The following is a 24,908-nucleotide window of genomic DNA, read 5'->3' as shown; positions in this document are numbered from 1 at the left end:
GTAGCCGCCAAATGGAAGATCGAAGCGATAAACCCGGCGACTGCCCCACCGATCAGCCCCATGACAAAAGGCTTCATATATCTCAAGTTGACCCCGAAAATAGCTGGCTCCGTATCCCAGAAAAGCGGACAACGAGGAAGGAAGCGCTAACGCTTTCAGCTTGTTGTTCTTCGTTTTCAGCCCAACTGCCAGACAAGCCGCACCTTGGGCAGCCATAGCGCAAGTAATGCCAGCTTCCTTCGGATTCCGCCTCACGGCGGACACCCTTGCTCTTGGCTAATGGTTGGCAACTGTCAGCCCCCATAGCGGACTTTCACCGCCTAGTTACGCGCCCATGCATGGCGCACAAAAAAGAACGCTCATTTTTACAAGCGTTCCGGAAAAAATTAGTTTTTTTTCTCTTTTTTTTCGTAAACAAAATTATTATAGATAATTTGCTTTGTCTGTGCTGTTATCTCCTCTTTATTGTCCCAATTTGCGACTTGATCGCTTGGATACTTATTCGGAACTTCAACAGGGAAAAAATCTCCATATTTTGAGTGTATAATTTCTGCTTGTGAAGATAACACTTTCTCGTTTATCTCCTTCTTTTTCTCAGGTGTGAGCCAGTCAGGATCATTGGTAGTTTGGGTTTGAGGCTTACTGCTGTTCGCAAAGGTCTGACTTTTGATAACAGCCACCGCCCCTCCGACAACGACAATTAGACTTAAGATAATAACAGCTGGTCTGAGTCGCTTGTTCACACTCACTTCCTCCCTTCCAAAAGTAATCCATTTAAAAAGATTTAATAACATCGTTACGACTTAGGTGGCTAAATGACCAAGATGGCACAGCCATAGGGGAAATTTTTTCAATGGATTGAGTTTTATCGCTTTTTACAATTACTTACTCCAGTGGAACTGCATTGGCTATAGCTTCATTATACTCTTCAAGCGTCAAACCGCTCAAGAGCGTATCCGAATTAACAATTGAGGAGTAGGGTGGGAATAGGGACTGGTTAGAAGGGGCTTTAGCCGATGAAGATGAATCTGCATAAGAGCTTGCAGGATTCAGCCCAATGGGCCACTAACATAATAACTAGCATTGTTACAAGAAGTTTTTCACAGATAATCGCCTCCAAATACTAAATTTTAACAACTTATATACAATAACACACAAAATAACCATCATATATATTTTTTAAAATTTTTAACTCATTGACATAAAATTTTGTTTTTCGGAATTTGATAAAAATCGCTACAGTTTGTCAAGGAATACCGCATTAAAGGAAGGAAACTATTCTACGACCCAAGTCCATGCCATTGTAAATACTCTGGCAACCCGTTGCGTTCCGAACTGACTGGCGGCCAAAGTCATGATGCGTAACCGGATACGAAATGCTAAAGTTTAAAGAAAAACGGCCGCCCCACTTGGATGCTTTCTCTAGCAGCCCTTTTACAACAAGGGCCAAGAGCGCTCCAAAGTAGGGCGACCGTTACAGTTCATTAATACACGTATGCGTACTTATTCGTGCCACCTGGGCGGTGTTAATTTGAAGAACCTGCTGTTTTGACTTCCTCCAGCATTTTATCGTTATAACCAAACATCCAGGTCAGGACAAAAGCTACAGCCATAGCAGCCACATTCGCCAAAATATAAAGCGGAAGCTGATGATTCATGTAGAGCAACGTGCCAGGAATGACAGTAATGGCCATACCTGTAGCCGCCAAATGGAAGATCGAAGCGATAAACCCGCCAACCGCCCCACCGATCAGCCCCATGACAAAAGGCTTCATGTATCTCAGGTTAACCCCGAAAATAGCCGGCTCTGTAATCCCCAGAAAAGCGGACAACGAGGAAGGAAGCGCTAACGCTTTCAGCTTGCCGTTCTTCGTTTTTAGTCCAACCGCCAGACAAGCCGCACCTTGGGCAGCCATAGCGCAAGTAATGATCGCGTTGAAGGCGTTTACGCCATTCTTTTCGAGTAGTTGAATTTCCAGAAAATTAAATATATGATGCACACCCGTAACGACGACAATTTGATGCAGAAAACCGATAACAATCCCTGCAATACCGAAAGGCAAATCCAGTACAAACGTCGTTCCTTGCAGTACCCACACTTCAAGAGAATGGAAAACCGGACCGATGGCAAACAGCCCCAGTATAATCATGATCAACAGTGTTAAAAATGGCGTAAGAATCAGATCCAGCGCTTCGGGTACCCGTTTGCGCAGCCCCCGTTCCAGCTTGGCTCCGATCAAACCCACGAAGAAGGCTGGCAATACCGAGCCCTGATAACCCACCACAGGGATGAAGCCGAACATCGTCAAGGGATGAGCTGAGCCGTCCGCAACACCATAGGCGTTGGGCAAGGCCGGGTTCACCAGCATCAGACCGAGAACGATACCGAGCACCGGACTGCCGCCGAATACTCTAAAGGCTGACCACGCAACCAGCGCAGGTAGAAAAGCAAAAGCCGTATCCGTCAATACTTGGGTAAACAATAGGAAATTCGGTGAAATATCCTGCGGCGTCATGCCGAACAGGGCCAGAATTTGCGGCTGGGTAAGCAAGCCCCGCAAGCCCATGAACAGCCCCGTAGCAACCAGCACCGGAATGATCGGTACAAATACGTCGCCAAAGGTACGAATGGAGCGTTGGAAGACGTTGCCTTCCTTTTTCGCCTGACTCTTCACTTCTTCTTTAGATGTACCGGTCACTCCGAGCTTCTCGACCTCTTCAAAAATCCGATTGACCGTACCTGTACCAAAAATAACCTGATACTGACCCGAGTTGAAAAATGCTCCTTTGACCTTGTCGATTTCTTCGACCTTTTTCTGATCAATCTTCTCCTTGTCATGCACCATAATCCGCAGGCGTGTCGCGCAGTGAGCAAAGGACGCAATATTATCCTGCCCACCGATTGCCTCGATCACTTCTTTGGCTATTTCCCGGTTCTCCGCCATGATGTTCATCCTCTCGTTCATTCCGTTATGTTATTGATGATTAACGATCCACTTGATGATGTTGAATATTCATGTAAAATCCCATTTTACCGCTTGGAAGAGAGTCTCTCCCTTGTCGGCAAAAAAGCGTATTTCGTCACTCTCTGGGTGCGGAAAAATACGACTGGTGAACACCTCTTCCCCATCATTGACAAAAATTTCAACCGAAGACGTATCCACGAACAGATGAAGCTTGATACGGTCCCCATTCATGGCGCACTGTCTTATCTCACCATACGAATCAGCGACAGACTCACCCGATTGCGAACGGTCCAGCACAAGCTTGCGGCTGACGGCATCATATCGGATTACCGTTTTCTCGGTCGCACTTGCGCGGAATTCAATACCGCAAGCCTTGGCGCTCAAAAGATCATACTCACAAATCAGCTCATAAGCCGTACCCTTGAAGCCCGTATAGGTTTTGCTCTCCGACGTTAATGTGTCGGCTACCCGCTCCTCACGCTTTCTACGCAGCGTAGTCAGCTCAGGTATCGGCGTTTGTATGAGTTTACCCTCATGAAGCATAAGCTCCCTCGGCAGCGTCAGGCAATGCGCCCATCCGTTCGGATCTGTCGGATAGTCGATATCCGGTAATCCCATCCACGCCACCATAATACGCCGCCCCTGCGGGTCGATCATCGTCTGCGGTGCATAAAAGTCAAAGCCACGGTCCAGCTCGCGGAATACGCCGTGCTCCAATATTCTGGTTTGGGTATCCAGCGGTTTGCCGATCACATAGCCCGACTGATAAATGTTGTGGTACTCATCCCCGGAAGGCTCCAGTCCCTGAGGAGAAAATACCAATACACCCGAGCCGTCCAGTTCAAAATAATCCGGGCATTCCCACATGTAGCCAAACGTCTCCAGCCCTGTCCGCAGTTCCCCCTCAAACTGCCACGTATGGAGGTCGGTTGACCGATAAAGGATGGCGCAGCCTGTTGCATTCGCTCTCTGGGCACCGATCACACAATAAAAGCTGTCCCCGTCCTTCCACAGCTTGGGATCACGAAAATGATCCGTATATCCTTCCGGCACGTTCGGAATAACGGGATGCTCCCATTTTGTAATGAGACCGCTCTCATCCATAACGGCCATACATTGATAAGGATGTCTGATCCAGTCCCCGTCACGTGTATTTCCCGTATATAGCATATACAGCTTGCCCTCATGCTCCATCGCGCTACCTGAATAAGCACCATGTGAATCAAAGTAATCACCCGGTGCGATACCGATGCCTGCGTCGTCCCATGTGACCAAATCTCTGGACTTCAAATGATACCAGTATTTCATTCCATGATCGGTTCCAAACGGGAACCACTGATAGAACAAATGGTATTCACCCTGATAATACGAAAAGCCATTGGGATCATTGAGCAAGCCTGTCGATGGCTGAATATGAAACTCCTGCCGCCAGTGACATTGCTCCACCTTTTTCTCCAAGCTGGCTATTTCACCAGGCTCTGCCTGCTCAATCAGTCGATACTTTTGTTCTTTTGTCATTTTCATAGGTGTACCTCATTCTGTATTAAAACTTTCGTTTCAGGAACCGGTTCCAATTTGACGAAAAATAATATATAGGAACCGGTTCCTATACGATTAAAAAAATACACTTATCCATAGATTTGCAACCGATTCCACTTTGTGCCCGAGTGCCGTGGAACCGGTTTCGAAGAAATTATAATCCACCTGTTCAGCGTTTGTCAACGCTTTCTCTCTCTATCAGAGAATAATTCATAACAGTCACTTTCTCTACCGGTTTGTGTTCTACCAGCCTTACAATATTTTGCGCCGCTACGCGTCCTGCTTCCATGTACGGATATTGCACGGTTGTCAGCGCAGGATGAATCACCTCTGTAATATCGTATCCCCCGAAGCCAGTCACCGACAATTCCGATGGAATGGTAATCCCTCTGGAATACGCCGCGTTGATCACGCCAAGCGCAATATTATCCGTAGCACACACCATTAAGGATGGCTTGAATCCATCTAAAATCGCAGACGCAGCCACCCGTGCATCAGACATTTTAAATCCGGTTTCATAGTATCTGATATCGTACCCAGCCGACTGCTCCAGTTGCTTCACATCGTCCATATGAGCTTGATCGGTCAATGCATCCCGAACAGCCTGCTTAAAGCCCTCCTTGCGCCGCACGCCGACAGCGACATCCCTTTCCGTAACACCGACGTAGGCAATCTCACGGTGGCCCTGTGACAGAACATATGCGCCGATATCATATCCCGCCCGGTAGTCGTCATGGATAAGGCTGTGAAGCTGCGTGTGCTGCTGCCCTACCAGCAAAACCGGAATCGCAATGTCGCGGATCGCGGTCAGATGCTCATCGGTAATTTCAGCAGCCAGTAAAATAATACCGGAAATCTTTTGCCGACCCAGCTCGTAAATGGCTTCGATTTCACGCTTCACATCCTGGCTTGTATTCGAGATCAGCATCTGATAATGCTGGGCCCGCAGCTCTTGATCTATACCCATCAGCGTATGGGATGTCGCGAAGGAATCCAGACGTGGCACAACGGTTCCGATAATGTTAGTCCGCTTCGCTTTCAGGCTCTGGGCAAAGGTATTAGGGACATAACCCGTGGCCTTGACCACCTTTTCAATTTTACGTCTAGTATCCACACTGACAGCCCCGCCGTTCAAAAAACGGGATACCGTGCTCTTGGATACGCCAGCCATTTGGGCTATATCTGCAATCGTCTTATTCATGTGTTCCCCCGGATTGTCTTCATTTTCGCAAGCTTCCAAAACGTCTTTTTTTCATCCCCCTATAATAACATATGGCGGGGTTGGAATGCTGTGGCTCCAGACCCATCATGGACAAAAAAACGCCGCTCCCTTCAATGAAGAAAGGAACGGCGTATCTTGCAAATAGAGTTTAAAAATCAAAGTTATCCGGATCGGGACCTACCCGATGATTCGCATTTAACGCCTGAATTCTGTCCATATCCTCTTGCGTCAATTCAAAATCAAAAATGTCGGCATTTTCGACAATCCGATGCGCCTTGGTAGACTTGGGAATCGTGACAACTCCCTGTTGCACATCCCAGCGTAAAATCACTTGCGCCACCGATTTGCCATACTTGGTCGCTATGTCTTGCAGTACCGCATGATCGAGCAGTTGGCCTTGCATTAACGGGGACCAGGCTTCCATTTGAATATTGTTCTTTTGACAGAATTGCAGCAGCTCGGCTTGTGTTAATTGTGGATGAAACTCCACCTGATTCACCATTGGTGCGATCTCTGCATCCTTCATAACGTCTTCCAAATGATGAATCTGGAAGTTGCTGACTCCGATAGCCTTGATCCGCCCTTCTTTATATAAGGACTCCAAAGCTCTCCAGGCTTCTTTATACTTCCCTTGAACCGGCCAATGAATCAGATACAGATCCAGATAGTCCAGACCCAGCTTGTCCAGACTTACTTCATAGGCTGCCCGTGTCTCTTCATACCCCAGATCGGCATTCCACACTTTGGACGTTACGAAAAGGTCTTCTCTGGACAGGTTATTTTCCTGAAGAGCCTCGCGGATGGCTTGTCCTACACTGTTTTCGTTAGCATAAGCTGCGGCAGTATCTATACTGCGATAACCATGCTTCACAGCCGTTTTGATGGCATCGACCAGCTCTGAGCCTTCCTCCACTTTAAATACCCCGATTCCGAACCAAGGCATGTGAACTCCATTGTGCAATGTTGTTGTGCTTTGTAAGTTTTGAGTCATTGTTTATCTTCCTCTCTGCATTTATTAAGATTGTGAACCTATTGCGGTGATTGTATCCCTTTTTTCTAGCGTGCGACTCCAGCCTGTGAGTAGAACCGCAGCGAAAACCATAATCGCCCCGATCCAGGTCGTATGAATGAGACCCAGAGCATCCGTCACCATTCCACCTACATAAGCTCCAATCGCAATTCCCGCGTTGAAAGCAGCGATATTGACGGCAGAAGCGACATCTACGGCTTTGGGGGCAAAACGTTCAGCCAACATCACCACATATACCTGTAGGCCGGGCACGTTCATGAACGCAAGCAATCCCATGAAGAAAATCGTAATCAGTCCGGCGGTTTTAAAAGGAGCGGTGAACAGCAGGACGAGCAGGACGACAGCTTGAATCAGGAACATGTAAAATAAAGCTGAAAGCGGCTTGCGGTTCGCAGCTTTTCCACCAATGACATTCCCTATGGCAATCGCGATTCCATACAGCAAAAGAATGAACGTTACCGTACTTTGCTTAAATCCGGTTATGTCGTGAAGTAATGGAGATAAATAAGTAAACACGACAAACGTGCCTCCATACCCCAATGCTGTAATGATAAAGGCGAGCAGCAAGCGACCATTGGTAACCAGTTTGACCTGCTCGCGGAAGGGGGTTCTGTTCCCTTTGCGCAGATTGGATGGCAGCAAAATCAGATTCGCGATGAGTGCCACCACACCGACGATCACAATTGCCATGAATGCCGCTCGCCAGCCCCATTGCTGCCCGATAAAGGTTCCCAAGGGTACACCCGTGACCGTGGCTACGGTCAGCCCGGAGAACATAATGGAAATGGCACTGGCTCGGCGGTCATTGGGTACAAGATCGGCTGCGATGGTGGAGCCGATGGACATGAACACCCCATGGGAGAACGCCGAGACCACACGTGCAATCAACAGCATGACAATTCCACTGGAGAACGCAGCGAGGCTGTTGCCTGCAATAAATACAATCATGATCCACAGCAGCAGCGTTTTACGGGGAACACTGGATGTTAACGAGGTCAAAACGGGAGCCCCGATGGTTACCCCTAATGCGTACAACGTGACGGTTAAGGCGGACATGGTTACGGATATGTGCAGGTCCTCAGCGATCAAGGGAAGTAGTCCCACACTGATGAACTCAGTTGTTCCAATGGCAAAGGCGCTTACGGCTAAAGCCAGTAATGGCCAAATACTTCGTTTTGAGTCTGACGACATGTCTTTCACTCCTATCTATAGAAATCTTCGACCAGCAGATGTTATTATGAGTTATTCAAGCAATTATGAACAGTACGTACTTTTTAGTGATATAGGTACCAAAAAGTACCCTAAACAAAAAGTGAACCATACGGAGGGATCGACATTGGGTCAGAAAAAATACAACATCTCGGTTGAGGCGACTTTAGAGGTTATCGGTGGGAAGTGGAAGTGTGTGATCCTGTGTCATTTGAAACATGGAAAAATGCGGACAAGCGAATTGAAACGCATCATGCCTTCGATTACACAAAAAATGCTGACGCAGCAGCTTCGGGAATTAGAAGAAGACGGCATCGTCAATCGAATTAGCTACAATCAGGTGCCTCCCAAAGTGGAGTATGAGCTTAGTGAATATGGTTGCAGTCTGACGGGCATTTTGGATTCTCTGTGCGCCTGGGGAGAAAAGCATATTATTAAAGAGTACGGGGATAAATCCGCTGTACTGGAGGATAACATTCTGAATAAGCTGTAAAGCCAAAAAGAGCGCCTGCAATACATCAGCAGGCGCTTTCTCTCTCCGAATTCCAAGGGTTACGAATTGGATACCATTTTATTTCGTGAAATCAATGACCATGCGTCCTTGGATCTTGCCATGCTCCATCTCCTCGAAGATTTCATTAATGTCTTCGAGCGGACGTTTATGTACAAGAGGGACGACTTTACCTTCTGCAGCGAACTGGAACGCTTCTTTAAGGTCTTCACGAGTGCCGACCAAGGAGCCGATAACTTGAATGCCGTCCAGAACCAGACGTGGAATGTCCAGATCCATCTTATCGGTTGGAAGACCTACAGCTACAACACGCGCGCCAGCCTTTACAACGTCGATGGCCTGGTTGAACGGTGTTTTGGCAACAGCAGTAACCACGGTTGCATCCAGACCAGCACCGTTTGTTAACTCCTTGGCTCGGGCGACCGGATCTTCTTTCATGCTGTTAACAATATAGTCAGCACCAATTTGTTTGGCCAGTTCTAGTTTTTCATCACTAATGTCAAAGGCTACAACTTTAGCATTGAATACATTTTTGGCGTATTGCACAGCCAGGTTACCCAAGCCACCAATGCCAAAGATACCGATCCATTGTCCTGGTTTGATTTCACTTACTTTAACCGCTTTATATGTTGTAACCCCTGCGCAAGTTACACTACTTGCAGCGGCAGGGTCAAGACTATCTGGTACTTTGACCGCGTAGTCAGCTGTGACAATACATTGCTCTGCCATTGCACCGTCTACCGTATATCCGGCATTTTTAACTTCACGGCACAGCGTTTCCCGCCCGGTTAGGCAATATTCGCAGTGACCGCAGCTTTCGAACATCCAGGCAATACTTACGCGATCACCAATCTTAAGACTGGTTACTCCTTCACCTAATTCAATGACTTTTCCAATACCTTCATGCCCCAGAACTCTGCCTGTGACATCACCGAAATCTGCATTTTTTACATGTAAATCTGTGTGGCAAACTCCGCAGTATTCGACTTGGACTAACGCTTCTCCATGCTTCAGGGAGCGTAAAGGTTTCTCTTCTACACTGACTCTCTTGTCTTTTGTAACAATTGCTGCTTTCATGTAGATCTCTCCTTTAAATAGATATGGAATTATTTTGTAGTGGACACTCCATTATTATAGTAATTTTTTCCCAAAAAGGACAAGCATAAATCCAACTTAAAACTAATTAATCGAAAAACGCTTCTTTCTAAGTCCTTGGACCCTTGTAGAAACTTTGTACAATAATTTACAATGTAAAAAGTTTCACATAATCTATTTTGGAAGAAGGATAAAGAAACATGAAAAAAAACTGGAAAGGTTGCCTATTCAGCATATTTGCCATTATCTTGGTTGTGTCGGTAACAGGATGCAATTCACAGCCCGCCATTTCTAGCACCACCAGCACTTCATCCTCATCAGCTAACAACGCTCATGCAGTTGTTCAGAAAGGACCGCACTGGTCCTATGAAGGAGATCAGGGACCGGAACATTGGGGAGAGCTGGAAAAAGATTTTGTTGCCTGTGGTAACGGCCACGAACAATCTCCTGTCAATATAGAGCATACCCATCTGGAAGCATCGCAAACGCAGCAACCGCTGCAAGTTCATTACACCAATACGAAAGCATCCATTTTGAATAATGGGCATACTGTGCAAATCAATGTTGCCGATGCCAGCAATAACATCATGCTGGACGGTACTAAATTCACTTTAAAGCAGTTTCATTTTCATCACCCGAGCGAACATCAAATCGATGGTAAAAATGCTGAAATGGAGCTTCATTTTGTCCATCAAAGCGACAACGGAAGCACAGCTGTCTTAGGGGTCCTTATTCAAAGTGGCCAAGAAAACAAGGCTTTCAACCGCATTTGGTCCAAACTGCCGAAGGATATTACCCAAGAAGCGGCTCTGGATGAAGAAATAAATCTCGCTGCGCTGCTGCCAAAAGACCTGCACTCCGTTCGCTACAACGGATCGCTGACTACCCCGCCATGCACAGAACATGTAAATTGGACAGTGCTGGAGCAGCCTATTGAAATGTCCGCAGACCAAATCAAGCGGTTTGCTGCCATTTTCCCCGATAACCATCGTCCTGTACAACAGCTGGGAACCCGGGAACTGACTGCCGACAAATAATAAAATATGCCTGGACCAAAGTCTTCAGACCAGTAGTAATACTGACCATCTTCATCACAGCGTCAAGAATCTTAACGATCAGATCAAGAGACACGGCAACACCCCTTTCGGGTAGCTTCGCTGTGTCTTTCCCACCGGTTACCTTGTCCCACTCGCTATAATATAAACGGGATACACGGAAATATAGTAGAAACAGTCTCCCCACAATTATGTGCCGATAACTAACACCCTCTAAATGAGAGCCACATACCTTATACTAACTTTTTATAGTAACGGAGTTGGCAAAATGTCTGTTAAAAGAGTTAGCCGCCGGATTAAAAAAGTTGTCCCTCCAATTCTTAGATACCGAACTAAACGTCAAACTAAATTTAGAGTTACTCAAGTACGCAATGAGAGTTTTGAAAATAGTTCCTTTTCGCCATGGCGTCCTGTAGGTAATGTATTTCTCTCTCGTGTTCGCCCTCACATAGGCAGGGCGAATGCCCGTTATTCGGTTTTGCCAGGTCAAAGTCATCATTAACTCAAACTCTTTCCCTAAGTCCCTTTCGTTCATATCGATTAACATTTTTTGCCGAATCACCAAGTTCCACTTTCTATGGTTTCTATATAATAAACCAAATACAAAAGCCGCCTTTAAATTGAAACCTATTTGGTTAAATTCCGTCTATCTTATCACATACAATTTGGAGGCGAATAAAACATGAAACGTGCTATCAAAGTCGGGCTGGCTGGTATCTTTCTTACTTCCGTATTTAGTGCAGGCGCTTACGCTGCAACTCTAGCTCCGAAAGTCTTTGTACATGGGCACAACGTCGAGTCTGGCGCTGCACCAAAAATAATCAACGGATCAGTCTATGTACCACTTCGTGCGATATCGGATGGCCTGGGAGCAGATATTCAGTGGGACAACAAAAGCAAATCAGTTTATGTCAATTCTGATCCCAATTTCGAGCGTGAAGTCAGCAGTGTATCGTATGTCAATAACCGCAATCTAGCGTTTGAATGGATTATGGCCTATGATGAGCGACGAAAGGAAGATGTAATTGCCTTAAATGCACCGAATTTCAAGACCGATCTTTACCAGGAAAGCTTCCCTGCCGGAACGTATAATATGGGTTCCATTGTAGAAATGCAGCCTGTTGATCGAACTGAAAGCAGCTTAACTGTACGCATTGTACAACGAGTCACCGCAGAAGATGATTACAAAGTCAAAGTTGAAAAATGGAAATTCACGTTTGAGGGAACCAATAAAATTAAATCTGTAATGGTCGTTCCGAAGTCAACTCAATATTTGGATCGCTACACCTTGTTCCCAGGAACAAGTTTTGGGAAGTAATAATCTAGTTTTGTATAGCTCTTAGACTCTGTGTGGAGTGTACCAACTTTTTGGATATAGGGAAGTATAGTAATGGGATTTCCTGTAAACTGTGCGACTCATTCCATGATTTAAGCTATTTCAAAGGTTCATTTTTATGTAAGCAATATACTCGACATGAAGGGGAACGTAGGTGTGACTCTCATTCCTGTTCCTCCTGTTAAGGAGGAAGCTGCATATAAAAGAAATCACTTCGTCGCTATACCTCGTGGCTGCAAGTCTAAATCATAGAAAAAGAGTCCATACTGCTTGGTAATACGTTAATAGGATCGGATGAGCGATGTGGACCCCTTTAAACCGTGATGAACATTGGATTATGGACATGTTTCAACTGGCTTTACAACTGGAAGAACCATGGAAACTAACACATATCGAATTTAGCCGGGAAGAACAAGCCTGGCACCTTCAGCGGACCAAATGGAGACGTATGCCCCTCGTCCCCAACTTTGGACATCATCGGTTTCAAGGTGGAAAAACGAAAATACCGTTAGATACAAGGTGCATTCTATATTTGAATACAAACAAGAAGACCCCTCTGTTCAATCTAGTTAGAGGGGTCTTCTTGTTATGAAATTTGCTGCTCATTACAAGCGCACCAGTTCCTCCACCTTCACTGGCTGGCCCGTACGGATGGAGCGATTGGCGGCAATGCCCGTTAAAATGGACCAAGCTCCATCTATATGTGAGGCTGCGCGATGAAACCGATCATCCGCCGGCTTATCAAAAATATCCCGCAGCATGACCGGATCACCACCGCCATGACCACCTACACCTTCCTCTACCTCCACCTCATAAGGTGCTGCAAAGTGGGGATAGATCGTGATGGTTTTTTCTTTTAACGCCCCCTCGTCTGCCTTACTGCCCCCGGAATTAACGTAGGATTGCTCGGATACCCGTACCTCCATCCGTCCCTTGGTGCCGTTGAACACGATGATAAATCCCTCCCAAGGCATGTAAGCATTCAGCGAGTAGTTCATGACTGTCTTGTTCTTGTACTTCACCATGACACTAAGCGTGTCCTCAATGCTAATATTGTCGCCAAATACGCTTTGATCCCGCACATAGCCATCCTCATGCTCGGCATCCAAATACATGCTTTTCAGGTGCTCGTTACGGTCAAGATGCAGCGCAAATGGGTCATTTTCCGCTGCCTTGCTGCCGTACGCACGCTGGTAGAATTCAGTCACGCCGCGCTGTTCCGCATTTTCCCGGCCATAAAATTTCAGATCGCCCATCGCATACACCGTCTCCGGCTTCGAGCCGAGCCAAAAGTTCATCAGATCGAAATGATGCGTCGATTTATGCACCAGCAGACCGCCGCTATTGCGCTTATCCCGGTGCCAGCGACGGAAATAATCCGCGCCATGCTGCGTATTCAGTAGCCATTCAAAGTTGACGGACAGCACCTCACCGAGCGTCCCGTCCAGGATCACCTCGCGTATTTTCGTATTATGGGGCGCATAACGATAGTTAAAGGTGACACGCAGCTTCCGTCCTGTGCGATCTATGGCATTCAAAATGTCTTGACATTTGTCCTCATCCACCGTCATCGGCTTCTCGGAAATAACATCACAGCCCAATTCCATCGCCCGGATAATATACTGATGATGCACACGGTCGATGGTCGTGACGATCACGATATCCGGCTTCGTTTCCGCGATCATCCGTTCAAATTCATGAGCTTTATAGGTTGGAATCGGCTCGTGCTCATATTTCTCCTGCAACAGCCGATTGGCATAGTCCATTCTCGTCTGATTGACGTCACAGAACGCGATCAGCTCCGAAGTATCCTTGAAAACGGTAACAACTTCACCGTAAAAAAATTCGGCTCTTCCTCCGGTACCCACAAGTGCATATTTGATTTTAGCCAATTGGCTCACACCCTTTGCATGAATTACTTTTATTTTATAGTATAAGAAAGAGCAAATTCTTTGCAGTTATTGTGAATTCACCCTTAAAATATACATATATTATCCACTTGAATTCTCTCATGAAGGGGACAGTTGATATGATCACCACACCTCGCTTTGCCATTGAGCAAGCGCTACGGACGGAGCCGTTCAGTATGTCCGCCGACCATGTTCACCAAGCACATGAAATCTATTATTTGCTGGCAGGAGAGCGCTACTATTACATCAATCAGCGGGTATACGCGCTACAGAAGGGTGACCTGATTTGGATCAGCAAACACGATTTCCACCGTACGAGTAACAAGGGCAACGGCAGTCATGAACGGATTTTGATCAACTTTGATGAGCAATTTGTCGCCACATTACTAAACACCGTTCCTTACGGCGGTCAGAGTCAGACTCTCTTGCCGGAGAAAAGCTTTCTGCTTCGCCCTTCGGCGGAGGAACAGCGTGAGCTGGAGCATCTGCTCCAGCAAATGCTGGATGAGTACCACCAAGACCATACCTACCGCCATATGTACCTCCAAAGCTTGCTGCTCCAACTGCTTATCCGAATCGGACGCATACAATCGGCCACCCCCGACACCATTGCGCCGGAACGCAGCGAGAAGCAGCAGCGAGTATATGCGGTCATCGAATACCTGCATGCCCACTATGCGGAAAGGCTAACCCTGGATCAGTTGGCAGGACATTTTTATATTAGCAGCACGTATTTATGCCGTATTTTCAAGCAGACAACAGGCTTCACCTTGGTTGAATACCTTCAGGATGTTCGAGTCCAACAGGCTCGGGCGTATTTGGGCGAAACGAGCTGGAAAGTGACCGCCATCGCTGAAAAAACGGGCTTTGACAGCATCGCTCACTTTGGTCGTGTGTTCAAGCAATTGACCGGACATACCCCGTTACAGTATCGGAAAGAACAGAAAAAGGAGCAGGGAAACGCCCCTACCCCTTGATGCCCGTCAAGGTAATACCTTCGATAATTTGCTTTTGAGCAATCATATAGACGATCAGCACCGGAACGACGGAAATCGTGGTACCCGCCATCATTAGCGACCAATCTGAGGTATACAGCCCTTTGAAATTGTTAAGCAGCAGCGGAACCGTGAATTTCTCCGGTGTATTGAGGTAAATCAGCGGATCGAGAAAGCTGTTCCACGCGCCCAAAAAGGTGAAAATCCCTATCGCCGCCAATGCCGGACGAATGAGTGGCAGAATGACACTCCAGTAAATACGAATGTAGCCCGCCCCGTCCATGACTGCCGCTTCCTCCAGATCGCGCGGAATCCCCATCACGAACTGGCGTAGCAGGAACACCGCGAACGCGTTAAACAACGCTCCGGGCACGATCAGCGACCAATGCGTATCCAGCCACCCGATGCAGTCCATCACCAAATACAGTGGGATCATCGTCACCTGCTTGGGCACCATCATCGTAGCAAGGAACAGGATGAACAGGATATTCGACCCCGGAAAACGGATTTTAGCAAAAGCATATGCCGCCATGGATGCGCTAATCAGCGTCGCCGTCACAATAATGACCGTAATGTAAAAGCTGTTCATATACGCCTGTACGAAGGGCATGGCCTCCAGCGAAGCTGGATAGTTGCTCCATACAAACGGATCGGGAATCCATTGGGGCGGGACGACAAAAATTTGCGAAATATCCTTCAGAGAACTGAGAATCGTCCACAGGAATGGAAAAAACATCATCAGAGAGCCGACAGCGAGCAGCACATGGTGCAGGAAATCCCTGCTTTTTTGCCTAATCTCCATAGTGCACCCACCTCTTTTGCATTTTAAATTGCAGCAGTGTAAATACGAGGATGATCACGAACAAAATCATTGCTGCCGCAGCACTTTCTCCCATTGTGAAGTCAATGAACGCCTGATCGTAAATGTGGTACACAAGCGTATAGCTTGCTTTGGCTGGTCCCCCATTCGTCATGACGAATGCCTGATCGAACACCTGAAAAGAGCTAATAACCATCATGATTGTGACAAAAAAGGTCGTGGGTGACAATAGCGGCAGTGTAATATATCTTAGCTGCTGGAACTTGCTGGCCCCGTCAATTTCGGCTGCCTCGTAGTAACTTTTGGAGATACCCTGAAGTCCTGCCAGAAAAATGACCATATTATATCCCAGCCCCAGCCATATGCTCAAAAGCGCAATCGACGGAATTACCCACTGCGTATCCGTAAGCCACATCGGGCCTGTAATCCCAATCGCTCGCAGCAGATGATTTAAAATGCCAAATTCGCCGTTCAGTATCCACATCCAGATGACCCCGACCGATACTGAGCTGGTCACAACAGGCATGAAAAAGAACAAACGGTATATTTCCTTGCCCTTCACTTTATTGAGAACAATCGCTACAAGCAAAGCCAGAATAATACCTGCCGGAATCACCAGTACCATATAGTACATCGTATTGAAAAGTGCCTTCCAAAAATCAGGATCAGATAGCTGGCCCCTGAAATTGTCCAAGCCGACAAACAAAGGCACGCCAAAGCCGTCCCAATTCACAAAGCTCAGATAAAATGCATATAGCAACGGCAACAGCGAAAAACATAACAAACCAAGAAACTGGGGGCCAATGAACAGATAGCCCCACAGCGCTTGATGCTTTTTCTGCATCTTGTCACCTTCCTCCCCGGACGCAATCCCATCCGGTGCTTACTTGACCGCCTTGGATATGATCTGATTCAGCTTCTCAATCGTTGCCGCTGTATCCTGTTTGCCCAGGAACATTAGGTCAATCGTCTCTGTGATATCCGAGTTTAATCCCGGTACCTGAGCATCATAGGCCAATGCAGATCCATGAGCATGCCCTATGTCACGTCCTTCGGTCAAATAGCTTGAATGCTCAATCGTTGCCTTTTTCATAATGCTCTCATCTGCGGCGGCAAGCGTACCCATGGCGTTCCCACCTTCAACCAGCCGCGCCTCCTGCCCCTTCACAGAGACGTAGAATGCTGCCAGCTTCATGGCCTCTTGCACATGCGGACTATTTTTGTTCACAGCTACGTAGGCAACCGGTATGGCGACAGGTTCATTTTTGCCCGTGTTGGAAGGCCAGTAAATATAGTCAAAATCGAGGCTTTTATTTTGGCTAAACAAGGGCTCCAGCCATCTTCCCGCCGCCAGCATACCGACTTGATTGGACATGAACATCGCGTCAGCCCCTTGCCCTTTGGGAAGCGAGCCGAGATATACCGCATCTCCCTTTTTCACCATATCGTACATAAAACCGAAGGCTTCCTTGCCCTTTTCATTGTGGTTCAGCACATACTTGCCTTGTTCATCAAAGATCCGACCGCCATTCGACCACACCCATGAATACCAGTGAGCCCACCAGTTTTCCGCAATATAGCCCTGCTTTCCGGCAGCCTTCAGCTTTGATGTAACCTCCTCAAAGGCATCCCAGTTCCACTTGCCTTCGTCGTAGTATTCCTGTGGTGTCTTCACACCGGCATCCTTAAAGACCTTCTTGTTGTAGTACATCACCATGGGATTCGAGTCAGGAGTGACCCCGTAAATTTCCCCATCACGCTGGGCTGGGCCCCACAATCCCTCCGGAAAATCTTCGGCCTTCACATCACTGGCATCACTTTTTAAAAATTCACCCAACGGCTGCACCTGCTTCGCTCCAATCAAACGTGCAATCGTGGGCTCATACGAATAAAACACGTCCGGTCCGCGGCTTCCCTGAAGCTGTGTCAGCAGCTTTTGCTCATACTGATCTCCTGGTACAGGCACCAGCTTAACCTCGATATTTGGGTTTTCCTTTTCAAATGCATCCAGCGCCCGCTGATACACCTTCACCTCCGCAGGATTCCCCCAGACATGCATGGTCAGCCGAACTTTTTTCCCTTCCGTGTTATCTATTTTGGGAGAGGTACTGCATGCCGCTGCAAGTAAAAACAGAACGCTGAGAAAAAAACCAATTTTTATCCAGCTCATGTAATTGTCCATCTTAACCGCCTCCTGTAGCTCCGCATGGTTGTATGTCATTTTTTATTAAAGCGCTTACAAAACTTTCCCTATCATCATATGTAGGAGGAGGGAACACGATATCACCATTTTCAATTTTATATAATTTTTTTCTTCTCAACGAGATATATGTATGTAAAACGTGGTGCAAAACGAACAAGGCAGCCTTTGGATCAAGGCTGCCTTAAATGTGTTATTGAAATGTAGAGACTACTCAGCTACAAAACGGACAACGCTCCCTCAGGTTGCTCCGCTCTGACAAACAAAGAAGCTTGGGCGGCGGCAATGCGGGCAAACGGCACCCGGTACGGTGAGCAACTGACATAGTCCAGTCCGCTGCGGTGACAAAAGAGAATAGACTCTCTATCCCCGCCATGCTCACCACAGATACCTGTCTCCAGAAAAGGCTTTTTTGCCTTACCCTTGATAACAGCCCATTCGATCAATTTGCCTACGCCATCCTGATCCAACACCTGAAAAGGGTTCGTTTCCAGAATATTCTTCTCCATATAGGAGCCGAGGAATTTACCTTCGGCATCATCCCGACTGTAACCAAAGGTCATTTGTGTCAGATCATTGGTTCCAAAGGAGAAAAAGTCGGCGTACTGTGCCACGCTGTCTGCAAGCAGAGCGGCTCTTGGAACCTCAATCATGGTGCCCACCCGATACTTGAACCACTTGAATTCCTCGCTAAGCACCTGAACGGCTACCTCATCAATCAGTTCCCTCATTTGCTTGAGTTCATTAGAGTGACCAACCAGCGGAATCATAATCCCCGGTCTCACATCCACGCCCCTGCGCAGTGCCGCTTCCGCAGCCTTAAAAATTGCTTCAATCTGCATGTCGTAGATCTCTGGAAACAGAATGCCCAGCCGAACACCGCGCAAACCCAGCATAGGGTTAATTTCTCGCAGGTCGTGCACCTTGGAGATGGTACTTTTAAGACGTTGAAGCTCCTCTACATGGCCCCCCAAAAGCTCAAGCTCCCGCTGCTGCTCCTGAAGCTGTTCCAGATTCGGCAGGAACTCATGTAACGGCGGGTCCAGCAGGCGAATCGTCATCGGCAAACCGTCCATCGCACTGAACATAGCCTCAAAGTCAAACTGTTGCATTTGGAGCAGACGCTTCAAATGAAGAACCCGCTCCTCCTGATCATCAGCCAAAATCATCGCCTGAACGATAGGCAGGCGATTGCCCGAGAAAAACATATGCTCTGTACGACAAAGCCCGATGCCTTCGGCTCCAAATTCCCGAGCTTTGACTGCGTCGAGTGGCGTATCCGCATTGGTGTAGACCTTCAACGTCCGAATTCCGTCCGCAATCTCCAGCAGCTTCAGTAACTCTGGTGTAATGACCGGCTCGCTCAGCGACAGACTGCCTTGGTACACCTGTCCGGAGGTCGAATCGAGCGAAATATCCTCCCCTTCCTGAAAGGTCAGGGTACCGATGCTGACGCTTCGACTCTCCAGATCAATGCTCAGCGCGTCGCAGCCGCAAATGCAGGGTTTACCCATGCCTCTCGCAACCACAGCAGCATGGCTGGTCATCCCACCTCGACTTGTCAGCACGCCTTCGGCGGCAATGATCCCGTGAACATCGTCAGGTGAGGTCTCCACACTGACCAGGATGACTTTCTGCCCATCCTTCGTCCAGTTCTCCGCCGTATCGGCGTCGAATACAATGCGCCCACTCGCTGCGCCGGGCGAGGCTGGCAGACCTTGGGCAATCGCCACCAGCGGTGTGGAAGTATCAATGGAGCGATGCAGCAGTTGATCCATGTGGGACGGTTCGATTCGCTGGATCGCCTCCTCTTGGCAGATAATCCCTTCCTCCACCAAATCTACAGCTATTTTTACAGCCGCTTGCGCCGTTCTTTTGCCGCTGCGCGTCTGAAGCAGATACAAATTTCCTTTTTCAATCGTAAATTCGATATCCTGCATATCCCGGTAATGACGCTCCAGCAAGGAAGCCAGCTCTTCCAGACGATCATAGACTAGCGGCTGCTCTTCCAAAAGCTGAGGAATAGGGTTAGGCGTTCTTATTCCAGCCACGACGTCCTCTCCCTGAGCATTTACCATATACTCACCGTACAGCTCCTTTACACCTGTGGAGGGATTGCGGGTGAAGAGCACCCCGGTTCCACTGTCGTTGCCGAGATTGCCAAACACCATGGCCTGAATGTTCACTGCTGTTCCTTGTTCATCTGGAATACCGTAAGCTTTGCGGTAAACTTTGGCACGCATATTATTCCAGCTACGGAATACAGCCTCTACCGCCAGTTGCAATTGCTGATACACATCCTGTGGAAACGGCTGTCCGCTCTGCTCTGCGACAAGATCTTTATAATGTGCGATCAGTTCCTTCCATTCTTTCGCGCTAACCTCCTGGTCACTGGCACGCCCGTTGGTTTGCTTGCTCTGTTCCTGAAGCTGGTCAAAATGAATGGAGTCTATACCCAGCACTACATCGCCAAACATTTGAATAAATCTGCGGTAACAGTCATAGGCGAAGGTTTCATTTCCCGCCTGCACGGCCAATCCGCGCACGGTTTCATCATTAAGACCCAGGTTCAGGATCGTATCCATCATACCGGGCATCGAGGTGACTGATCCTGAACGAACAGATACCAGCAGGGGGCGCTCCGTATCTCCGAATATAGCCGACTGGGCTTCCTCAATGTCGTGCAGGGCGATTACGATTTCCCCCAATAAGCCCTCCGGAAGCTTGCCACCGGAAGTAAAGTAGGCCCGGCACGCCTCAGTGGTCACTGTAAAGCCGGGAGGGATCGGGAGACCCAGTGTCGTCATTTCCGCGAGGTTTGCGCCTTTTCCACCTAACAGCGCTTTCATCCCCAACCTGCCTTCATTAAATGAATACACTCTTTTCAGCATTGAATTCATTCCCTCCGCTTGTTGAGATGCATGCCTGAATTAGTCAGTATGTCTATCTAAAGTTGTAACACAAAGCAGGAGGTTATTTCAACATATATGACGTAATATATATTTATAACATTTATTTATGACGTTTTAATTAATGAATAAACTTATTTATAAAACACTTTAATTCGTGGTTAGCCGTATATTCGAATAGAATAACCTTATCCCGTTCACTCACACTTAGCTCATTTTTTTCGGTTGCACTCTGCCGTGAAGCTGTAACCATCCTTAAGAGACTAAAACAAAAGGGGCTGTCCCACCGTCATCTTTAATGACTTCTAGGACAGCCCCTTTACTCAGTCTAGGCTTTATTTTTCCTTTACCTCTGTTAGCATCTTTTCAAAAATATTATAGCCACCCGTTTCACCTATATAGGTATAGCCGCATTGTTGGTAAAACCGGCTTAGCTTGTCATTCCCTGCAATACAGTCTAATCGGATTCGGTCTTTGCCTGTGAAACGAGTTCCCTTTTCAATCCATTGTACCAGTTCACGGCCTAGTCCCTTCCCGGTTCTATCCCGATCCACAACCAGGCGATGTAAATATACTGAGGTTCCTCCGTCGGAATCAGCATCATCTAGCCCCCACAGCTTACGGTCCCACGCACTGGGCTGCTGTTGCAAAATCATGGAGCCTGCCAAGGGGTGCCCCTCTGATGTTCGAAAAATGATCACTTCTCCGCGCGAAATAGCGCCTTCCAGATTATGATCATCCATTCCTTTCAATAATTTGCCCCATTGAGTGGAGCCCTTGCTGTGCAGCCATCTGGCAGTTTGTAAAATTAACTCCTGCACCTGCTCCTGATCCTCAGCGCCTGCCTGAAAAGCGCGTAATTCCGGATTCACGAATGGATCGACAATTTGTAGTGTTGTCATGCTGCACCTCAACTCTCTTATGTCAGTATGTATGAAAACTATATCATAAAAAAGAGAGTTTGATTTTATACTTTTATGGTTCATTATGATGGAAAATGTAACCATTCTATCTATTCCAACCGATGATAATACCGTATGAGAAAAGATGGAAAGGTTGTGAGTGAGGTGTCATTCGGCATGACCAAAGAACGTATACTTATCTTCACCCTATTGTTAATCCCTGCTATCGCTGCCTTTGTTGCGACACGGCCTATGCCCGCACAGTATATTTTGCAGGGAGAAATGCATCCGGTCCAAGAGCTGGGCGTTCAGGGAAGTGTGTTTTTTGCGTCTGTTCAAACGGGTATTGCTAACAATCTTCTAGAGCGTTGGAATGTATATTCCAATGAAAATGTATCTGGGGGAGAGATTAAATTCGAAACCCTTGCCCCTGATGAAGTGGACTCTTATTTGAAGGACCTCACAGAGACGGACACGCTAAAATATTCTGCCATGCAAGCCGTACATGCAGCGACGGAATTAAGCGTAGACAGCGACACATCTGGGGCTACGGCGACTTTCTCGAATCTTAGCAAATTGGAGGATGCTCGCTATGCGGAGTTATTGACTCACTTGCAGGATCTTTCGGGAAATTCCTTGGGTCTGATGACAGGCATCGGACTATATGAGGAAGCCAATAACATCGACTTTTCAGATGGCGGACGTCACAAAATCGCAGGCTCTGGCACGATGGAAGAATACGGAGATGTCGGATCAGTCGGCGGGCTGGAGCAAAAGCTGCTGGGAGCCGAGGCCGCAAAGGTTGATCTATTTTTCGTACCGGCAGATTATGAATGGTACGGTGAGGAAGGCAACGAAGCAGAAGCTGCCCGAGTTCAAAAGGAGCATGGACTCAAGCTGCGCATTATCCCCGTAGAAACACTGGAGGACGCTATCGTGTATTTGGAGCAACTAGACTGGGAGGAAGTACATCTTGAATGATTCAGATTCCAAAGCATTCCCATCAAAGACAGCTGGCAGCGTACATCAAGCCCTGCTAGCGGTGGGCACTATAGGCGAATTTCTCATCTTTATTTTTACTTTAGTGTATATTTACGTAAATGATTTTTATTACGATCATCTATACGAGCTGGAGCAAAAATTCACAGTTTTTAGCTTTGTTCTGTACTACATGTGTTTTGTAACCTATTTGATCTGGCTAGTTCAAGTACATAAATCCATCCGGCAAAAGCATTCCAATTATCCGATTCGTACCGTTGGAGCTATTGCTCGCATGATTCCTTTTATTAATTTGTGGGGATTCTCCAATACATTCACCCATATTTATAAGTACTTTGCGCTCCACCCCAAATTGGAGCGCAAAGCTCGTTATATTCAAAAGATGATTGTTCCGCTATATTTTGTCTGGTTTGGTGAAGGGATTATTAACCGGATTCTTATCTTACATTTTTCCCATATGGAATCGATGTCCATGTTGTTGGGAGCCATTATGCAAACCATCAGAATGGCCTTCTTTTACTGCATGACACGGGTCATTCACAATAGTCTGGTCATGCTGTATAAAAAAGATGAAGAAAGATTGTAATAAAAAACGAGCTGGCCTCATTGGTCAGCTCGTTACAATTCCGGTAAAGTGTTCCTACTCAGAACAGAACCCATGATTTACACCGTCTGGACAGCAGGCACAATTCGGTACAATCCCGCAGCATCTCCAGTCGCGGGACGTACTTCCTGGATGACCCAGCCTAACGACAGCACCCGCTCCAGCCGATCATACTCAGCTTTCGTCAGCTCAGATGTAACGGCTTCGCTTCCTTCCTCCAGTGACAGCTCAGGCTCCCGCCCAAACGCAGCAGTAATCCATGAACGAATGCCACGTATCGTGTTGTACTTGATCTGATACCCGTCCGTCACCGCACTTGCAAAAATCTCCGGTTCTTTGGACGCCAGCCCGGTGGCAAGCTCTGCATAGTCGAACTGTCCGTCTGTTGGCAGTTCATTGTGCTGTACCCGATGGATTAGCTCCTCATCAGACCAGCCTAATCTGCGTAAAGATTCCAGCATGAGCGCGTCCCATTGGGAAATACGTACTCTTTTCGTCGATTCAGTCATTGTTTCTCGCCTCCTTATTGATCACGTACATCGTACACCAACCTTAACCTAACGTAACCGGATACGCTACATAATGGCCGGGACTGATTTCACGCAGCTCAGTGACACTCTCACCGTCCTTGTCCCATGCCAAAGAACTGTCTGGTTGGGCAAAACTCGCCCCTAAATCGTCCCGCTCTCCGGCTGCTCTCGGATCAGGCACCGGGATAGAGGACAGCAACGACTGCGTATACGGATGGGCTGGCTGCTCATATAGCTCATCTGCATCGGCTACCTCCACCAATCGTCCATGGTACATCACACCGATCCGGTCTGAAATATGCCGCACCATCGACAAATCATGGGCGATGAACAGATACGTCAGCCCGAATTCCTGCTGGAGATCCTCCAGCGTATTAATCACCTGCGCCTGAATGGACACATCCAGTGCCGAAATCGGCTCGTCACAGACAATGAACTCCGGATTCACAGATAAGGCACGCGCGATAGAAATCCGCTGGCGCTGCCCGCCGCTGAACTCATGCGAGTAGCGGTACAGATGCTCCCGCTTCAGCCCGACCTTTTCAAGTAAAGCCACGACGGCATCCTTACGCTCACTGCCCTGATGCAATCTGTGAATGTCCATCGGCTCGCCAATCAGGTCAAGCACATTCATACCGGGGTTAAGCGAGGAATACGGGTCCTGAAAAATGCTCTGAATGCGCCGACGCAGCGGCTTGAGCTGCTTATCGTTCAGCTTGGAAATATCCTGACCGTCGAAGCGCACCGTGCCTTCCGTATAATCGTATAACCGCGTCAGGCAGCGTCCAACCGTCGATTTACCGCTGCCCGACTCGCCAACCAATCCAAACGTCTCACCACGCTTGATTTGGAAACTCACGCCATCAACCGCCTTGAGCACCTCAGAGCTACGCCCTAACAAATTCTTTGCGGTCACAAAATGCTTCTTAAGCTGGTGTACCTCCACCAAGGGCTGATGCTCACCCAATACATCGTTTGCTTCACTCACCGTTATTCCCCCCTTCCACATAGCCCGCTTCGGGCGTCTCGTAAACTCCGGCAGGCACAGCGTCCGGCTCGTTCAGCCAGCAGGCCGC

The 24,908-nt window shown here is 47.6% G+C and carries 21 protein-coding genes and 1 pseudogene; 6 read left to right on the top strand and 16 right to left on the bottom strand.

Going from position 1 to position 24,908, the window contains the following annotated elements; genetic code table 11:
* The 7 genes and pseudogenes from L696_RS28530 to L696_RS0110980 form a co-directional block, all read right to left on the bottom strand.
* Positions 1-246, bottom strand: a pseudogene (locus tag L696_RS28530) (PTS transporter subunit EIIC); the annotation flags it as partial.
* A gap of 140 nt (positions 247-386) precedes the next feature.
* Positions 387-743 (bottom strand): hypothetical protein, encoded by a 357-nt coding sequence (locus L696_RS0111005; protein ID WP_025683674.1) that lies wholly within the window; start codon positions 741-743, stop codon positions 387-389.
* A gap of 783 nt (positions 744-1,526) precedes the next feature.
* Positions 1,527-2,945: a sucrose-specific PTS transporter subunit IIBC gene (locus tag L696_RS0111000; protein WP_025683673.1), complete on the bottom strand. Its 1,419-nt coding sequence runs from the start codon at positions 2,943-2,945 to the stop codon at positions 1,527-1,529.
* A 69-nt stretch (positions 2,946-3,014) separates the two neighbouring features.
* A complete protein-coding gene (locus tag L696_RS0110995) occupies positions 3,015-4,490 on the bottom strand; it encodes a glycoside hydrolase family 32 protein (protein ID WP_025683672.1) in 1,476 nt (491 codons plus the stop codon).
* A gap of 184 nt (positions 4,491-4,674) precedes the next feature.
* On the bottom strand, positions 4,675-5,706 hold the full coding sequence (locus L696_RS0110990; RefSeq protein WP_025683671.1) for a LacI family DNA-binding transcriptional regulator: 1,032 nt from the start codon (positions 5,704-5,706) through the stop codon (positions 4,675-4,677).
* Between the two features lie 169 nt (positions 5,707-5,875).
* On the bottom strand, positions 5,876-6,718 hold the full coding sequence (locus tag L696_RS0110985; RefSeq protein ID WP_025683670.1) for an aldo/keto reductase: 843 nt from the start codon (positions 6,716-6,718) through the stop codon (positions 5,876-5,878).
* Between the two features lie 24 nt (positions 6,719-6,742).
* Positions 6,743-7,948: an MFS transporter gene (locus tag L696_RS0110980; protein ID WP_025683669.1), complete on the bottom strand. Its 1,206-nt coding sequence runs from the start codon at positions 7,946-7,948 to the stop codon at positions 6,743-6,745.
* A 145-nt stretch (positions 7,949-8,093) separates the two neighbouring features.
* On the opposite strand from L696_RS0110980, the gene L696_RS0110975 reads away from it, so the two are divergent.
* Positions 8,094-8,459 (top strand): winged helix-turn-helix transcriptional regulator, encoded by a 366-nt coding sequence (locus L696_RS0110975; RefSeq protein WP_025683668.1) that lies wholly within the window; start codon positions 8,094-8,096, stop codon positions 8,457-8,459.
* 78 nt (positions 8,460-8,537) lie between these two features.
* Here L696_RS0110975 and adhP read toward each other — a convergent pair whose 3' ends face one another.
* Positions 8,538-9,554 carry an alcohol dehydrogenase AdhP gene (adhP, locus tag L696_RS0110970; RefSeq protein WP_025683667.1) on the bottom strand — a complete coding sequence of 339 codons (1,017 nt, stop codon included), beginning with the start codon at positions 9,552-9,554 and terminating at the stop codon, positions 8,538-8,540.
* A 218-nt stretch (positions 9,555-9,772) separates the two neighbouring features.
* Here adhP and L696_RS0110965 point away from each other — a divergent pair, with 218 nt between their 5' ends.
* Together L696_RS0110965 and L696_RS0110955 are read left to right on the top strand one after the other, a co-directional pair.
* Positions 9,773-10,609, top strand: coding sequence for a carbonic anhydrase (locus L696_RS0110965; protein ID WP_025683666.1), 837 nt, complete (start codon positions 9,773-9,775; stop codon positions 10,607-10,609).
* A gap of 700 nt (positions 10,610-11,309) precedes the next feature.
* Positions 11,310-11,945 carry a stalk domain-containing protein gene (locus tag L696_RS0110955; RefSeq protein WP_025683664.1) on the top strand — a complete coding sequence of 212 codons (636 nt, stop codon included), beginning with the start codon at positions 11,310-11,312 and terminating at the stop codon, positions 11,943-11,945.
* Between the two features lie 623 nt (positions 11,946-12,568).
* On the opposite strand, the gene L696_RS0110945 is transcribed toward L696_RS0110955, so the two are convergent.
* Positions 12,569-13,855: a Gfo/Idh/MocA family protein gene (locus L696_RS0110945; RefSeq protein ID WP_025683662.1), complete on the bottom strand. Its 1,287-nt coding sequence runs from the start codon at positions 13,853-13,855 to the stop codon at positions 12,569-12,571.
* A 137-nt stretch (positions 13,856-13,992) separates the two neighbouring features.
* On the opposite strand from L696_RS0110945, the gene L696_RS0110940 reads away from it, so the two are divergent.
* The gene (locus L696_RS0110940; protein ID WP_025683661.1) at positions 13,993-14,850 is read left to right on the top strand and encodes a helix-turn-helix transcriptional regulator; all 858 of its coding nucleotides are present in this window, start codon (positions 13,993-13,995) and stop codon (positions 14,848-14,850) included.
* Here the strand turns inward: L696_RS0110940 and L696_RS0110935 are convergent.
* From L696_RS0110935 to L696_RS0110915, 5 genes are all read right to left on the bottom strand, one after another.
* Entirely contained in the window at positions 14,840-15,670 is an 831-nt protein-coding gene (locus tag L696_RS0110935) for a carbohydrate ABC transporter permease (RefSeq protein ID WP_025683660.1), read from the bottom strand. The two genes, L696_RS0110940 and L696_RS0110935, sit on opposite strands and share 11 nt — an antisense overlap.
* Entirely contained in the window at positions 15,660-16,532 is an 873-nt protein-coding gene (locus L696_RS0110930) for a carbohydrate ABC transporter permease (RefSeq protein ID WP_025683659.1), read from the bottom strand. Before L696_RS0110930 ends, L696_RS0110935 begins: the two co-directional genes overlap by 11 nt.
* 39 nt (positions 16,533-16,571) lie before the next feature.
* A complete protein-coding gene (locus tag L696_RS0110925) occupies positions 16,572-17,870 on the bottom strand; it encodes an ABC transporter substrate-binding protein (RefSeq protein ID WP_025683658.1) in 1,299 nt (432 codons plus the stop codon).
* A gap of 236 nt (positions 17,871-18,106) precedes the next feature.
* On the bottom strand, positions 18,107-20,779 hold the full coding sequence (gene ppdK, locus L696_RS0110920) for a pyruvate, phosphate dikinase (RefSeq protein ID WP_025683657.1): 2,673 nt from the start codon (positions 20,777-20,779) through the stop codon (positions 18,107-18,109).
* Between the two features lie 353 nt (positions 20,780-21,132).
* The gene (locus tag L696_RS0110915) at positions 21,133-21,699 is read right to left on the bottom strand and encodes a GNAT family N-acetyltransferase (protein ID WP_025683656.1); all 567 of its coding nucleotides are present in this window, start codon (positions 21,697-21,699) and stop codon (positions 21,133-21,135) included.
* Positions 21,700-21,876: 177 nt separating this feature from the next.
* Between L696_RS0110915 and L696_RS0110910 the strand changes: the two genes are divergently transcribed.
* Positions 21,877-22,680, top strand: a complete 804-nt coding sequence (locus L696_RS0110910) for a hypothetical protein (RefSeq protein WP_245233348.1) — start codon at positions 21,877-21,879, stop codon at positions 22,678-22,680.
* Positions 22,673-23,284 (top strand): hypothetical protein, encoded by a 612-nt coding sequence (locus tag L696_RS0110905; RefSeq protein ID WP_025683654.1) that lies wholly within the window; start codon positions 22,673-22,675, stop codon positions 23,282-23,284. Before L696_RS0110910 ends, L696_RS0110905 begins: the two co-directional genes overlap by 8 nt.
* Positions 23,285-23,361: 77 nt before the next feature.
* On the opposite strand, the gene L696_RS0110900 is transcribed toward L696_RS0110905, so the two are convergent.
* Both L696_RS0110900 and L696_RS0110895 read right to left on the bottom strand, forming a co-directional pair.
* A complete protein-coding gene (locus tag L696_RS0110900) occupies positions 23,362-23,811 on the bottom strand; it encodes a hypothetical protein (RefSeq protein ID WP_025683653.1) in 450 nt (149 codons plus the stop codon).
* Positions 23,812-23,854: 43 nt separating this feature from the next.
* Complete coding sequence (locus L696_RS0110895) at positions 23,855-24,841, bottom strand: ABC transporter ATP-binding protein (RefSeq protein ID WP_049827344.1); 987 nt, start codon at positions 24,839-24,841, stop codon at positions 23,855-23,857.
* Between the last annotated feature and the right edge of the window lie 67 nt (positions 24,842-24,908).

This window comes from Paenibacillus maysiensis (assembly GCF_000520815.1).
GTDB classification, from domain to species: domain Bacteria; phylum Bacillota; class Bacilli; order Paenibacillales; family Paenibacillaceae; genus Paenibacillus; species Paenibacillus maysiensis.
Note: the sequence above shows the minus strand (reverse complement) of the source record. Positions and strands in the feature narration are given on the sequence as shown.

Excerpts from the sequence above, each read along its gene's own strand:
- L696_RS0110995 (WP_025683672.1), bottom strand. The coding sequence starts at position 4,490 with ATGAAAATGACAAAAGAACAAAAGTATCGACTGATTGAGCAGGCAGAG.
- L696_RS0110900 (WP_025683653.1), bottom strand. The coding sequence starts at position 23,811 with ATGACTGAATCGACGAAAAGAGTACGTATTTCCCAATGGGACGCGCTC.
- L696_RS0110935 (WP_025683660.1), bottom strand. The coding sequence starts at position 15,670 with ATGGAGATTAGGCAAAAAAGCAGGGATTTCCTGCACCATGTGCTGCTC.
- L696_RS0110965 (WP_025683666.1), top strand. The coding sequence starts at position 9,773 with ATGAAAAAAAACTGGAAAGGTTGCCTATTCAGCATATTTGCCATTATC.
- L696_RS0110940 (WP_025683661.1), top strand. The coding sequence starts at position 13,993 with ATGATCACCACACCTCGCTTTGCCATTGAGCAAGCGCTACGGACGGAG.
- ppdK (WP_025683657.1), bottom strand. The coding sequence starts at position 20,779 with ATGCTGAAAAGAGTGTATTCATTTAATGAAGGCAGGTTGGGGATGAAA.
- L696_RS0110925 (WP_025683658.1), bottom strand. The coding sequence starts at position 17,870 with ATGGACAATTACATGAGCTGGATAAAAATTGGTTTTTTTCTCAGCGTT.
- L696_RS0110955 (WP_025683664.1), top strand. The coding sequence starts at position 11,310 with ATGAAACGTGCTATCAAAGTCGGGCTGGCTGGTATCTTTCTTACTTCC.
- L696_RS0111000 (WP_025683673.1), bottom strand. The coding sequence starts at position 2,945 with ATGGCGGAGAACCGGGAAATAGCCAAAGAAGTGATCGAGGCAATCGGT.
- L696_RS0110910 (WP_245233348.1), top strand. The coding sequence starts at position 21,877 with ATGACCAAAGAACGTATACTTATCTTCACCCTATTGTTAATCCCTGCT.
- L696_RS0110985 (WP_025683670.1), bottom strand. The coding sequence starts at position 6,718 with ATGACTCAAAACTTACAAAGCACAACAACATTGCACAATGGAGTTCAC.
- L696_RS0110895 (WP_049827344.1), bottom strand. The coding sequence starts at position 24,841 with ATGTGGAAGGGGGGAATAACGGTGAGTGAAGCAAACGATGTATTGGGT.
- adhP (WP_025683667.1), bottom strand. The coding sequence starts at position 9,554 with ATGAAAGCAGCAATTGTTACAAAAGACAAGAGAGTCAGTGTAGAAGAG.
- L696_RS0110990 (WP_025683671.1), bottom strand. The coding sequence starts at position 5,706 with ATGAATAAGACGATTGCAGATATAGCCCAAATGGCTGGCGTATCCAAG.
- L696_RS0110980 (WP_025683669.1), bottom strand. The coding sequence starts at position 7,948 with ATGTCGTCAGACTCAAAACGAAGTATTTGGCCATTACTGGCTTTAGCC.
- L696_RS0110930 (WP_025683659.1), bottom strand. The coding sequence starts at position 16,532 with ATGCAGAAAAAGCATCAAGCGCTGTGGGGCTATCTGTTCATTGGCCCC.
- L696_RS0110915 (WP_025683656.1), bottom strand. The coding sequence starts at position 21,699 with ATGACAACACTACAAATTGTCGATCCATTCGTGAATCCGGAATTACGC.